Origin of the sequence: Vibrio penaeicida, from assembly GCF_019977755.1 — a bacterium.
Lineage (GTDB): Bacteria > Pseudomonadota > Gammaproteobacteria > Enterobacterales > Vibrionaceae > Vibrio > Vibrio penaeicida.
The window spans coordinates 719817-733352 of sequence record NZ_AP025144.1; the positions used below are offsets into that span (position 1 = coordinate 719817).

Genomic DNA, 13536 nt, shown 5'->3' on the forward strand with positions numbered 1-13536 from the left:
TTAAGAGAAAAAGTGGTTACTCACCTTTATATCTTATTACTCGCTTTTATCTTCACTGCTCTCTTTCACATCGTTTGTCAGTTCAAATACTTGATTGTCAATCAAGCGAGCTTTTCCTAAGTAGGCGGAAATTAGGATGACAGCCTGAGACGATTCACTCTTAATAGGTTGAAGCGTTTGAGCATCCCGAATAAAAATTTCATCAGGCTGCAAGTCGGCAGCGCGCAACTGATCATTGGCATCTTCGATGATGGAAGCATAATCATCTCGCCCACCACGAATTTGGCTGCTGATCCAGCGCATGGTACGAGCAACGACAGGTGCTCTCTGACGTTCGTCAATGGTAAGTAAAGAGTTGCGAGAACTCATTGCCAAACCATCCATTTCACGGACGGTAGGTACACCAATAATCTCAATATCCATGGCGAGATCGATGACCATTTGACGGATAATGCCAAGTTGTTGAAAGTCTTTTTCGCCAAAGCATGCGATATCTGGCTGAACAATGTTGAACAACTTAGCAACGATGGTTGATACGCCTTTGAAATGTCCTGGGCGCGATGCGCCTTCAAGCATATGAGACAGCCCTGGAACTTCTACATATGTTTGTTTATCGAGACCTTCCGGATACATGATTTCCGGTGTTGGCGTAAACACAAACTCGACCGATTCACCGTTCAGCTTGCTCAAATCTTCTTCAAGCGTGCGCGGGTAGTTATTTAAGTCGTCCGTGCGTTCAAATTGCATCGGGTTAACAAAAATACTTGCCACCACAATGTCGGCGTGCTCACGAGCCTTTCGCACAAGTGTAAGATGCCCTTCGTGCAAGTTGCCCATGGTTGGCACAAATGCAATACGACGACCATCGCGTTTACACTGTTTGATTTGTTCTCTAAGGGATGCAATATCAGTGAAAGTTTGCATTATGTTTCCTTACTCAAAGGTGTGCTCGACACCTGGGAAAATCTGATTTTGTACATCGTCCTTGTACTTCGTAATGGCTTTACGAATATCACCAGTTTCAGCTAGGAAGTTCTTGGAGAATTTTGGCATGTAGTTGGCTGCAATACCAAACATATCATGCATCACTAATATTTGACCGTCAGTATCCGGACCCGCACCAATACCAATCACTGGAATCGTTAGGCTTTCGGTAATACGCTTCGCAAGAGAGGCTGGAACGCATTCCAGCACTAGAAGTTGTGCACCTGCGTTTTGGAGAGCAATCGCATCTTGTACCATTTGCTCGGCACGCTCGGCATCACGACCTTGAATTTTAAAGCCACCAAAAATATTGACAGATTGCGGAGTCAAACCAAGGTGAGCGCAGACAGGTACAGAGCGTTCTGTCAACATGCTGATGGTATCAGCGAGCCAAGTTCCACCCTCAACTTTGACCATGTTTGCTCCCGCCTGCATGAGCTTAGCGGCGTTTTCGCAAGCTTGCTCAGGGGTTGCATAGGTCATGAACGGCATGTCAGCCAGCAAAAGACTGCTTGGGCTTCCGGCGCGTACACATCGAGTATGGTAAGCAATGTCATCAATGGTGACGGGCAATGTCGAGCTTTCACCTTGGAGTACCATTCCCAATGAATCACCAACCAAAAGCAGTGGCATTTCTTGCTCTTCAAACAATTGGGCGAAGCTGGCATCGTACGCAGTCGATGTAGCGAATTTTTGACCTTCTTGCTTCCAGGTCATGAGCGTATTAATAGTGACGTTTTTCATTTTATATCCTTATTAGGGGCAACTTATGACGACCAGATGTTGAGACCATTACGGTCAGTTTGCTCCAACAATGTCTGCAGTTGCGTCCCGTCAGGGAGAGTTAAACGTGGTGCGATTTCAGCGAGTGGGTAGAGAACAAATTCTCTTACCTTCATTCCATAGTGTGGAACGGTGAGACGCTCTGAATCGATCACCTCATTGCCGTATAAGATGATATCTAAATCGAGGGTTCTTGGTCCCCATCGCTCATCTTTACGGACACGCCCTTGCTCTAGCTCGATTGTTTGAGTGCAATCGAGAAGTTCAAGTGGCGTCAAACTGGTTTTTAATTCAACCACGGCATTGATGTAGTCGGGTTGATTCTGTGGTCCCATTGGCGTACTGCTATACAGGGAAGAAGTGCAAACAAATTCAGAATTTGGAATGTCTTTAAGCGCTTCGATTCCCTGTTTTGCCTGAGTGACGGGATCAGATAAATTGCTGCCAACAGCGATGTATACGGTAATCATTCCTGTGGCTTTCTTTTTTTGTTTCTGTACGTCTTACGTCGGCGTTGCCCAGTACTTGAACCACCTAATTCGTTCACCATAGCTTGGCGCATATTGCGACCTGCATTTTGGTAAGTTTGCCACCATTTCGCCAACTCTTTGGTGTCACCTTGCTCGACTTCACCACGCATTTCAAGGAAATCAAAACCCGCACGGAACTTGTTCAACTCAAGTAGGCGAGTTGCTCGCTTACCATTGCGTCTTGGTAATCGTAGCTGGAGCTGCCATATCTCTCGAATGGTTGCTGTGTGGCGTCTTGGTATCGCAAGGCTTCTAACTTGTTCATCTAGAATCATATTACTGGCTTCCATGATGGCGTCGTAGTAAGCGAAATTTCGCTTTTCCATCAATCGTTCAGCAAGTTGATTCAGTGGGTACCAAAGTAACGCTGCAAACATGAAGGCAGGGTTGATTCGTTTGCCATCTTGGATGCGTTTGTCTGTAGATTCCAATACTAGCTCAATCATTTTTTCGGTTGGGCTTTCTTGTTCTTCAGTAAATTCGCGAGCAATTTCAGGGAACAATGGTTGGAAAAGATCGTACTCACGTAACAAGTGGTAGGTTTCCAATCCGTAGCCTGACTGCAGTAGTTTTAGTGACTCTTCAAACAATCGCGCTGCTGGGATGTCTTGCAGTAAGTGCGCCAGCTCTTTGATTGGAGCTGCTGTGCCTTCACAGATATCCATGTCCAACTTCGCGGCAAAACGAACAGCACGAAGCATTCGAACCGGATCTTCTCGGTAGCGTGTTTCTGGATCGCCGATGAGGCGGATTAGCCCATCATCAAGATCATCAATACCGCCAGCATAATCGTGAATACTGTAATCGGCAATGTTGTAATACATTGCATTGACAGTGAAATCACGTCGTTCAGCGTCTTCATCTATGGTGCCATACACATTATCACGAAGCAGCATGCCTTCTTTAGACTGCGCAGCAACGTTTTTAGTCGGTTCTTGATGATGACCACGGAAAGTGGCAACTTCTATGATATCGCGCCCAAACATAATGTGCGCAAGGCGGAATCTACGACCAATTAAACGGCAGTTTCTGAACAGGCTTTTTATCTGTTCTGGAGTGGCGTTAGTCGCGATATCAAAATCTTTTGGCTGTTCGCCTAATAAAAGGTCACGTACACCACCACCTACCAGAAACGCATCGTATCCAGCATTATGCAGGCGGTAGAGCACTTTCAGTGCATTGTCGCTTATCTGTTTGCGAGAAATGTTGTGATCTTCTCGTGTAATAATATTCAGAGTAATTTCTCCGTTTGAGCGACTATTTTGTTGGCCCTTGCTGGTAAGGATTTTACGGCAAAAGCGAGTAACTTGACTAAAAATAGCCCACCTCTATTACGTTTGTGCTCAAAAATTGCGGCTAATAATAGCTTAGCTGTCCTTGTTTGAGAATGGGGACGTGATTTTGATCTTGTCTGGTAACTGTTTTAAGTGCCAGTTTTCGATGCCCCATTGCAGTATTTCTTCTTGAGTAGCCTGCTCTAATTCTTTTGTAATATCAAAGCCTAAGAAGCTCATTGCTAGCAATGTTTCAGGTTTGGGATTGTCTTGGCGAATACCCTCAGCACGATTCTGCTTCGATAGCTTATTTCCTCTATCATCAACGGCTAACGGCAGGTGTAAGTATTGAACCGGTGTTTTTTTAAGCATTTGATATAAGCTGATTTGGCGACCTGTAGGTTCGATTAAGTCGGCTCCACGAACCACTTCCGTTACGCCCTGATGAATATCATCTAAAACAACCGCAAGGTTATAAGCAAATAAACCATCTCGTCGCTTAATAATAAAGTCCTCTTGTGCTAAAGAGGCTGGAATGGGTATTGAACCGTGTCGCAAATCGTTGAACTCAGTCACAGGGTGCGTCATGGTAAGTCGCACGGCACAGGGTTGATCGTTGAGCAATTTTTTTGCTCTGCAAGTACCAGGATAAAAACCACCCGCTTCTTTTATCTGCTTTCGACTACATTCGCAGTAATACGCCACTCCATCTTTTAACCACTGATCTATTTGTGCTTGGTAGGCGTTGTGGCGTTGACTTTGATAAATGACTTCGTCATCCCAAAATAGGTGATATTTTTCGAGAGTCGATAGAATCAAACCCGCCGCGCCAATCATTTCTCTGGGTGGATCGAGATCTTCCATTCGAACCAACCACTTTCCATGTAGGGACTTAGCTTGGAAGTAGCTACCCAAAGCGGCAATAAGTGAGCCAAAATGAAGAGGACCAGATGGGGATGGGGCAAAGCGCCCTATGTAATTGGATTTACTCATGGTATTCATCAAAAAAGGGAGCGAATCGGCTCCCTTTTATCCTTGCTTTAGCGCAGCTGAATTAGCCTTGCATTTGTCTTTCTTTCATTTCAGCAAGCGTTTTACAATCGATACACAAATCAGCAGTTGGGCGAGCTTCTAAACGACGGATGCCAATTTCAACACCACAAGATTCACAGTAACCAAAGTCACCATCTTCGATTTTATCAAGCGTCTTCTCAATTTTTTTAATCAGGCGGCGCTCACGATCTCGGTTACGCAGCTCTAAACTAAATTCTTCTTCTTGTGAAGCACGGTCAACAGGATCTGGAAAGTTTGATGCTTCATCTTGCATGTGATGCACAGTGCGATCGACTTCTTCCCTGAGCTGATTGCGCCAAGCGTCTAAAATCTTTGTAAAGTGAGCTAACTGCTCAGGTGACATGTACTCTTCACCTGGCTTTTCTTGGTAAGGCTCAACCCCTGCAATTGCTAGGATGCCTAGCGTTTTTCTTTTGTTACTTTCTGGCATACAGCATCTCCTACTTACACCTTTTTGACTGACCAGCAGACAAATTAAGGCGGGTATCTATAGCAGAAAGAAAAGCTGGTGGCAACGACTCGTAATAGTGGGCCCTTGCCATTGTGAAGTTCGCATCATTTTTCATTGTTGTTGATAAATTCAACATTTTGAATCAGTTGCATTTCACGTTCAGAGAGTTTGGCTTTGTAGCACAATATCTCCACGCCACTTTCTTTCGCTTGATTTAACAGTTGTGAATATTTCGCATCTATATGGTGTGCTGAAGACACTTTTTCAATACCAGTATGTAAAACAGTAAAAAAAAGTACGGCTCTGCTTCCATTTTTTGAGACTTCCATCAACTCGCGAAGGTGCTTTTGTCCTCGCGTTGTGACTGCATCAGGAAAATAGCCTTGTCCATTTTCCTCTAATAAAGTCACACTTTTCACTTCAATATAGCACTTCGGGCGATCTTCGCTTTCTAGAAGGACATCGATGCGGCTGTTTTCACTACCGTATTTCACTTCTGTTCTCAAAGAGTCGTACCCAATTAGCTCGGGAATGCGACCTTGTTTGATTGCTTCAACCACCAATGCATTGGGTTTAGCTGTATTGATGCATATCATGTCGCCTTGAGCATTTTGTGAAAGCTCCCAACTGTATGGGTATTTTCTTTTCGGGTTATCGGATACGGAATACCAAATTGTATTGCCGGGATCGGCGCAACCGGTCATTGCTCCTGTATTGGCGCAATGGATGGTGGTAACGGAGCCGTCATCCAGTTCTATATCTGCCAGAAAGCGTTTGTATCTTTTGATTAACGTTGCGCGTTGTAATGGTGAAGTAAATTCCATAAGTCGTCGTTTGGGGTTTGATACTGTTATTATGTACAATGCTTTGGTGAGAACTCACTGTATTTAAAAACGAATGACTTTACCGTGTGTCATTTAAAAATACGTTATTAAAGAGCATGTGAGTATCATGTCTCACCTTGCATCAAGAATACGGTTTGTAAACCAAACCCATTACAGCACAAGGATCTCTCATTGTCACAATCCTCTAAGTTACCGCTCCCGATAGAAGCCGTTCTTCCTGAATTGTTGGTTGCATTAAGAACACAACACCAAGTGGTGCTAAAAGCTGAGCCAGGGGCAGGGAAATCAACTCATCTGCCTTTACAGCTGCTTAAGCAAAATGTGGTGGAAGGCAAAATTATCATGCTGGAACCTCGGCGATTGGCTGCGCGAAACATTGCCACTTATCTCGCTAAGCAATTAGGAGAGAAGGTAGGTGAGACCGTTGGGTACCGTGTTCGTGGAGAAAAGAGAACAAGTAAAAACACGCATTTAGAAGTGGTTACTGAAGGTATTTTGACACGGATGATTCAGTCTGATCCCGAGCTGACTGGTGTTGCGATGGTCATTTTTGATGAATTCCATGAGCGCAGTATCCACGCGGACACCAGTTTGGCATTTTGCTTGGAGATCCAAGAAGTATTTAGAGAAGACCTAACATTGCTTGTTATGTCTGCGACACTTGATGAAATGGCGTTAAAGGGGTTGTTGCCTTCGGCTTCTTATATTGAATCTGACGGGCGAGGCTACCCTATTGAATACCGATATGCGCCGCTGATGCCCAATGACAGATTGACAGCAGCTGTGGCAAAACAGATTCGCTCTCTTCTTAATAGTGAAGACGGGTCTATCTTGGTTTTTTTACCAGGAGCAGGTGCTATCAATCAAGTTATCGAATTACTAAGCGAACTTGATTCTGACGTAGATGTATTCCCGTTGTTCGGTCAATTAACGTTTGCTGAGCAGCAACAGGCTATTTCTCCTGTAGAGCAGGGAAAAAGAAAGGTTGTGTTAGCGACGAATATTGCGGAAACCAGTTTGACCATTGAGGGAATTCGCATTGTTATCGACAGCGGTTTGGAGCGTTTTGCCAGTTTTCAGTTAAAAACAGGCATCACTCGATTAGAACAACAAAGGATTGCACAGTCCTCTGCTCATCAACGTGCCGGTCGTGCTGGCAGGCTAGAACCTGGTATTTGTGTGCGTATGTACAGCGAGCAGCAATTCCAACAACAACCCAAAGTACCAGAGCCAGAAATCCTTCGGAGCGACTTGTCTTCTGTGTTGCTTGAAATGCTTCAATGGGGGAGTGACGCATTTTCATGCTCGCATTGGCTTAATGTGCCAACCAAAGCTGCCATTGATACCGCAAAAGATCTGCTCAATCAGCTCGATTTACTGAGTGATTCTGGCACTTTGTCTGTGCTAGGAAAACAGGCGCAGGCGCTGGGTACCGACCCAAGGACTGCTGCCATGTTATTAAAAGCCCATTCGAAAGGAGCAGCTTATTTGCAGTGTGCGGTAACGCTAACGGCTTTGATAGAAGAACCAGAGCGGCAAGGTGATAACTTGATGCATGCCTTACAACGTTTTAAAGACGGGCATCACCAAAAACAAAAGAAAGTACAAACCAGAATGTCGAGTTTAGCTGCTAGGTTTAGTTCGGTTTTAAAAGGGAGTACTGATGAATCACTTGCAGGTGAATGTCTTTGCTGGGCTTACCCCGACAGAATTGCTAGGCAAAGAAAACCAGAAAGTGAGAACTACCTATTGGCGAACGGGCATGGCGCGCAAGTCGATTCATTGTCTTCGTTAGTGAAAAGTGAGTACTTGGTTGTCGTGGATCTGATGAAGAGCCACCGTAGTGACAGCCAAGTGTATCTAGCTTGCCCGCTGGATGTTGTACCTAAAAGTAGAGTGAATCAAGCCACTTATGTGTATTGGGATGACAAAAAAGGAGAGCTTTTAGCAGAGGAAAGGCTGCAAATAGGTGCTATTGTGCTAGAAAGCAAACCAACCCAAAACATCAGTGAGCAACAAAAGTCCAACGCATTGTTGGATTACATCCGTGAAAGGGGCACTCATGCTCTCCCTTGGTCGGACAAATCAGAGCGTTTACTTCAACGTATTCGATGCGGCCAGGCATGGATGGAGGAAGAAACATGGCCGGACGTCTCAGATTCGGGCTTGCTTGATAATCTGACAGAGTGGCTGTTGCCATTTATGAACGGTGTTTCTAACATGAAGACCCTAAAAAAGGTCGATATACATCAAGCGCTCACTGCCTACTTGGGTTGGCCATTGAACCAGAAAATCGATGAGTGGTTGCCGGAGCGGTATACATTGCCTACAGGGCAAAGTCGGCAAATTGATTATCAAGAAGGAAAGCCGCCAATGCTTTCAGTCAGAGTACAGGAGGTGTTTGGTGAACAAGCTTCTCCAACAGTGGCGAGTGGGCGGGTTTCGGTGGTGTTAGAACTGCTTTCTCCTGCTCGACGACCGATTCAAATAACGCAAGATTTAGCCGCGTTTTGGCAGGGCTCGTATCACGAAGTAAAAAAAGAAATGAAAGGGCGTTACCCTAAACATCCTTGGCCGGATGATCCGGCTAACCATGTGGCGACAACAAAAACCAAACGACAGTTGAATTCATGACAGATAAAAAGAAAACGTCAGGGCGAACGACAAAAAAAACGACGGCTAAAAAGAGCACTCAAAAGAAACGCCCTCGTCAAAACAAAACAAAAAAGAAAACGTCAAAAGGTTGGTTGCGTACTCTTTGGGGGTTAGCGTGGAAAACAACCGTTACCGTGTTTGCGGTGTTGGTTTTTGTCGGTATCTACCTTGATAGCGTGGTTCGCCAGAAATTTGAAGGCCAGCTGTTTGACCTACCAACAGTCGTTTATGGGCGAGTATTAACGCTTAGCCCCGGAAGCCCGGTGACATTACCGCAACTTCGTAAAGAACTGGATGTACTCAATTATCGAAAAGTCCGAGCTCCTCGACACCCAGGTGAGTATTCATCTTCATCGACAAAAATTGAACTTATTCGTCGTGATTTCGAATTTGAAGACGGTCCGGAAGCTTCCCGCCACGTGATGTTGTATTTCAACGCTCAAGGTTTGGAAAGGATAAAGTCGCTCGAATCCGAGCGAGATATGGGGTACCTGCGTATTGATCCTAAAATGCTTGGGATGTTGGAAAAAAATACGGAAGAAAACCGCCTTTTCTTAAAGCGAGAGCAATTCCCTGAAGTATTGGTCGATGCCTTATTGGTTACAGAAGACAGAGACTTTTACCAACATGAAGGGGTTTCTCCGTTTGCGATTCTTAGAGCATTGGTGGCAAATGTAAAAGCGGGGCGCACTGTTCAGGGGGGAAGCACTCTGACCCAACAGTTAGCCAAAAACTTGTTTTTATCTCGTGAACGAACACTCTGGAGAAAAGTCCGAGAAGCGTATATCGCCCTGATATTGGATTATCGTTATAGCAAAGATGAAATATTAGAAGCCTATTTGAATGAAGTGTACTTAGGTCAAAGCCGGGGTGAAGCCATTCATGGATTTGGTTTGGCGTCGAGGTTGTATTTTGGTCAACCTTTGCAAGAGCTTCGTATCGACCAAATTGCTCTATTGGTGGGGATGGTAAAAGGTCCTTCTTATTACAACCCAGTCCGGAAACCGGAGCGAGCAAAAGAGCGCCGAGATTTGGTATTACGCTTGATGATGCAGCACGACATTCTTACTTCTCATCAGTTTGAAATGGCGGCCAGCCGCGATTTGGATACGCAAGATAAACCGCAAATAGCCAGCCGCCAGCCAGCCTATTTTCAGCAGGTTAGCCGTGAGTTAAAGCAGAAAGTGGGTGAGGCTTTCCAAAGGCAAACTGGGTTGAAAGCCTTTACCTCTCTGGATCCCGTTTCGCAATTTGAGCTGGAAAAAGCGGTGAAATCCAAAATTCCTCAATTGGAATTGAGGTCCGGGAAAGGGTTGGAAGCCGCTGGCATTGCGGTGGATCGACGCAGCGGAGAAATTCGCGCCATGGTAGGTGGCAAACGCACCGGATATGACGGCTTTAATCGGGCATTGAATGCTTCAAGACCTATCGGTTCTTTGGCAAAGCCGGCGGTCTATCTCACAGCATTGCAGAATCCGTCGGAATACACGCTAGCATCCACGTTAGATGATACGCCATTCTCCCTCAAAGGCAGTAAAGGGAGCGTGTGGTCACCTAAGAATTACGATCGAAAATTTCGCGGTGATGTGTCTTTGTATCAAGCCTTTGCGAAATCACTAAATGTGCCCACAGTAAGACTCGGTCTTAAGTTAGGTATTCCTCAAGTGATGGATACATTTGAAAAGCTTGGTGTAGATCGGCAGGAAATTCGTCCCGTACCGTCTATGTTTCTTGGGTCGTTTTCATTGACACCTTATCAAGTCGCACAGATGTACCAAACATTGACAAACTCCGGTAAAAAAGCACCATTGAGCGCGCTTCGAAGTGTAAAAGATCTAGATGGAAATGTTCTGTATCGTTCTATTCCCAAAGTGTCACAACGAGTTTCGCAACAAGCGGCTTGGTTAACAACTTATGCAATGAAGAAAGCGGTTGCCGAGGGAACTGGACGCTATTTACAAGGTCAATTTAGCCGTATGACACTCGCAGGAAAAACGGGAACCAGCAATGATACTCGTGACAGTTGGTTTGTAGGGGTGGATGGTCGCGAAGTGGTGACTCTTTGGCTTGGTCGTGATGATAACAAGCCTACCAAGTTAACGGGTTCAAGTGGGGCATTACGGGTGTACCACCAGTATTTGCAAAACCGAATTCCAGAGCAGCTCATTCTTCCGTGGCCTGCACAAATTACTACTTTAGGGTTTGCGCTTAAACCAGATGGCGGATTAAAAGTCGATTGCGATAAAGCATTTACGCTTCCTGTTTGGGATAAAAAAGGTAATGCACGTGAGGCGTGCAAAAGTGAGCCCGCCAAATGGTTGAGCAGTTTATTTGACTAAAGCCGTTGATGTAGACCCCAACACCATGAAACTGCGGTGGGAAGGGCTGGGGGCATAAGGATATCGATAAAGGAGTGCTTTTGTTTTTCTCTAAGTTTAATGGAATAGCAACTTTCGCTGTGATGGTGGCAACAGTAAGTGTTGCGGCTTTACTTAGCCCTTTTGTTGATGCTCAGGAGCAACTCCTTGAGGCAGAGCGCCAAGAGAAAGAACGACCCGTTATCGCTGTTGTACTCGCTGGTGGTGGAGCAAAAGGTGCGGCCCATATTGGTGTTCTGAAGGCGCTGGAAGAGATGCATATTCCCGTTGATATCATTACAGGTACTAGCATGGGTGCCTTTGTGGGCGGGTTGTACTCTACAGGTATGTCGGCCGATGAAATCGAATCGTTTATCCATACGATAGATTGGAACAATGGCTATCGCGATCGGGTTGAGCGAGAGCATTTGCCCGTTCGTGAGAAAGAATATTTTGACCGATACCAGATCAGAACCGATTTAGGACTACGTTGGATAGAAGTTACTGCGCCGCGCGGAGTGGTACAGGGGCAAAATATGTATAAGATCCTGCGTGAGACCGCAGGGAATATTCCGCCTATGGCATCATTCGATGATTTAGCCGTGAAGTATCGTGCAGTAGCAACAGATATTGTTGAGCTAGAACCCGTCGTATTGGAAAGCGGCTATTTAACCGACGCCATGATGGCTAGTATGTCTGTGCCCGGAGCGCTACCGCCATTTCCTTTGGGGGACAAATTGCTCGTAGATGGAGGGGTAACCAACAATATGCCCGTCGAGCTTGCCCGTTCTATGGGGGCAGACTTGGTTATTGCTGTGGACATCAGTACAAATTATCAGTCCAAACAAGAGCTAAAAACGTTCCTCAATGTGGGTGACCAGCTCTCCAATTACATGGTGCAACGCAGCACTCAGCGACAAGCAACCCATTTACAAGAAAAAGATGTGTTGCTCACACCCAATGTTGGCAATATGTCGACAACCGAATTTTCCCGTATGCCCGATGCATATGAATTGGGCTATCTAGCGGCTATTGAATCTAAAGACGCCTTAGAGTCCTTTGTGGTTACGCCGGCACTTTACCAAAAGTATATCTACCGAAAACAAGAAGCGCGAAAAGCCATCGATTATGGCGATGAGCTATTAATTGACGACATTGTTATCCACAATAACAGCCACTATAACGAAAACGTATTAAAGCAGTTTCTTGGTTTAGAAGCCGGTCGCCGATATGGTTTAGAAAAACTTGAAGAACACGTTCAGCAGCTATATTCACTTAACCGCTTTGAACAGGTTCTTTACCGCTACCAACAAGAAGGTGGAAAAACCACGCTGCATATCGAAGTCAATGAGAAAGATTGGGGACCCAATTACGTTAACTTTCGTTTCTTCCTTGAAGATGATTTTCAAACAGCAAGTCAGTACTCCATTGGTGTCAGCACCAACTTCACCGCTCTGAATGATAAAGGTGCCGAAATTCGAACCAACCTCGAAATGGGCTCTGAAAAACTGATTGAAGCGGAATTATATAGCCCAATATTCAATGAGCAGAACGTGTTTACCAGCGCAAAAATGACGTATAGGAATGAAAATAAGAAAGCGCCATTTGGGTCTGACGGATTGGAAGACATTTCTCTTGGCGGAGTAAAAGATTACATTCCAATTAACTATGTTCAATTTTCATCAGAGCTTGCGTTAGGGGTAAACCCCGCATTTGATCAGGAATTTAAGGCAGGTATTCGGTATACTGTTGGCGAAATTTCGATATCGACTTTGCCAACGTTAGGGCAAGGGCTGTTCAATCGTAAAGGCATATTTGCGCGGTATCGGTACGACACGTTTGATGATATGAATTTTCCATCTCGAGGTAGCTTAGCGCATTTTGAGCTGCTGGCATCGGAAGACAATATTCAGGAAGATCAGAATAACGAGTACACCAGTGATCGTGTTAATGAAGTTGCTATAAAGCTAGGGCATGCAGGAAGCTATGAACGTCATACTTTGGTAGGGATGGCTGAGTACGAAGTCACACGAAGCCGCAATGCTTCTGTTCCTATCATGCCCAAGTCACTGGGTGGCTTTCTAAATTTATCAGGTATCCCAGGTAAAAGTCTTATCGGTCAAAACAAAATATTCGGCAGCTTAGTCTATCGATACCGTTGGTTTGACAATAACTTTGGCTTGTTTCAGTCACCAGTTTATATAGGTGCATCTGCGGAATATGGTGGAGTATGGTCTGATCCGAACATTAAAATCAGCGAAGCTCCAATGTACGTCGCAGGCTCGCTGTTTGCGGGTGTAAAATCGCCAATAGGGCCTATAATTCTAGCGTATGGACAAACAGAGCAAAATTTCAATTCAGTATATCTGATCGTGGGAACTGCATTTTAATTCAAAATAATTCAACCATATTCATAGAACTTTAGTCTCAAGTTGCTATGTTGGTCAAAATGATAAGATTTTAATTTTAAGTTAAATTTGCTATTCTCCACCCCACAGTTTGGCCCTATGCCGCTGTTGATTATTAAGAATCAGAATAAGACTATTCATAATAAAAGCGGCAAGGCAGCCAAGTTTTTCCAAG

Annotated in this window: 10 protein-coding genes; 3 read left to right on the top strand and 7 right to left on the bottom strand. The window is 44.9% G+C overall.

Going from position 1 to position 13536, the window contains the following annotated elements; genetic code table 11:
- Positions 1-36 precede the first annotated feature (36 nt).
- The 7 genes from panC to sfsA all read right to left on the bottom strand — a co-directional run bounded on the left by panC (position 37) and on the right by sfsA (position 5920).
- The gene (gene panC / locus LDO37_RS03535) at positions 37-924 is read right to left on the bottom strand and encodes a pantoate--beta-alanine ligase (protein WP_126608850.1); all 888 of its coding nucleotides are present in this window, start codon (positions 922-924) and stop codon (positions 37-39) included.
- A 9-nt stretch (positions 925-933) separates the two neighbouring features.
- A complete protein-coding gene (panB, locus tag LDO37_RS03540; RefSeq protein ID WP_101113289.1) occupies positions 934-1728 on the bottom strand; it encodes a 3-methyl-2-oxobutanoate hydroxymethyltransferase in 795 nt (264 codons plus the stop codon).
- Positions 1729-1751: 23 nt separating this feature from the next.
- Positions 1752-2237: a 2-amino-4-hydroxy-6-hydroxymethyldihydropteridine diphosphokinase gene (folK, locus tag LDO37_RS03545; protein WP_126608849.1), complete on the bottom strand. Its 486-nt coding sequence runs from the start codon at positions 2235-2237 to the stop codon at positions 1752-1754.
- On the bottom strand, positions 2234-3583 hold the full coding sequence (pcnB, locus tag LDO37_RS03550; protein WP_221768564.1) for a polynucleotide adenylyltransferase PcnB: 1350 nt from the start codon (positions 3581-3583) through the stop codon (positions 2234-2236). Before pcnB ends, folK begins: the two co-directional genes overlap by 4 nt.
- Before the next feature lie 81 nt (positions 3584-3664).
- The gene (gene gluQRS / locus LDO37_RS03555) at positions 3665-4573 is read right to left on the bottom strand and encodes a tRNA glutamyl-Q(34) synthetase GluQRS (protein ID WP_126608847.1); all 909 of its coding nucleotides are present in this window, start codon (positions 4571-4573) and stop codon (positions 3665-3667) included.
- 52 nt (positions 4574-4625) lie between these two features.
- Positions 4626-5075, bottom strand: a complete 450-nt coding sequence (dksA, locus tag LDO37_RS03560; RefSeq protein ID WP_126608846.1) for an RNA polymerase-binding protein DksA — start codon at positions 5073-5075, stop codon at positions 4626-4628.
- Between the two features lie 125 nt (positions 5076-5200).
- Positions 5201-5920, bottom strand: coding sequence for a DNA/RNA nuclease SfsA (sfsA, locus tag LDO37_RS03565; protein ID WP_126608845.1), 720 nt, complete (start codon positions 5918-5920; stop codon positions 5201-5203).
- Between the two features lie 192 nt (positions 5921-6112).
- Between sfsA and hrpB the strand changes: the two genes are divergently transcribed.
- The 3 genes from hrpB (at position 6113) to LDO37_RS03580 (ending at position 13343) form a co-directional block, all read left to right on the top strand.
- A complete protein-coding gene (gene hrpB / locus LDO37_RS03570) occupies positions 6113-8575 on the top strand; it encodes an ATP-dependent helicase HrpB (protein WP_126608844.1) in 2463 nt (820 codons plus the stop codon).
- Positions 8572-10935 (top strand): penicillin-binding protein 1B, encoded by a 2364-nt coding sequence (gene mrcB, locus LDO37_RS03575; protein WP_224055330.1) that lies wholly within the window; start codon positions 8572-8574, stop codon positions 10933-10935. Before hrpB ends, mrcB begins: the two co-directional genes overlap by 4 nt.
- Positions 10936-11057: 122 nt before the next feature.
- Entirely contained in the window at positions 11058-13343 is a 2286-nt protein-coding gene (locus tag LDO37_RS03580) for a patatin-like phospholipase family protein (RefSeq protein WP_126607045.1), read from the top strand.
- Positions 13344-13536: the final 193 nt, after the last annotated feature.

Excerpts from the sequence above, each read along its gene's own strand:
- panC (WP_126608850.1), bottom strand. The coding sequence starts at position 924 with ATGCAAACTTTCACTGATATTGCATCCCTTAGAGAACAAATCAAACAG.
- panB (WP_101113289.1), bottom strand. The coding sequence starts at position 1,728 with ATGAAAAACGTCACTATTAATACGCTCATGACCTGGAAGCAAGAAGGT.
- folK (WP_126608849.1), bottom strand. The coding sequence starts at position 2,237 with ATGATTACCGTATACATCGCTGTTGGCAGCAATTTATCTGATCCCGTC.
- gluQRS (WP_126608847.1), bottom strand. The coding sequence starts at position 4,573 with ATGAATACCATGAGTAAATCCAATTACATAGGGCGCTTTGCCCCATCC.
- dksA (WP_126608846.1), bottom strand. The coding sequence starts at position 5,075 with ATGCCAGAAAGTAACAAAAGAAAAACGCTAGGCATCCTAGCAATTGCA.
- sfsA (WP_126608845.1), bottom strand. The coding sequence starts at position 5,920 with ATGGAATTTACTTCACCATTACAACGCGCAACGTTAATCAAAAGATAC.
- mrcB (WP_224055330.1), top strand. The coding sequence starts at position 8,572 with ATGACAGATAAAAAGAAAACGTCAGGGCGAACGACAAAAAAAACGACG.
- LDO37_RS03580 (WP_126607045.1), top strand. The coding sequence starts at position 11,058 with ATGGTGGCAACAGTAAGTGTTGCGGCTTTACTTAGCCCTTTTGTTGAT.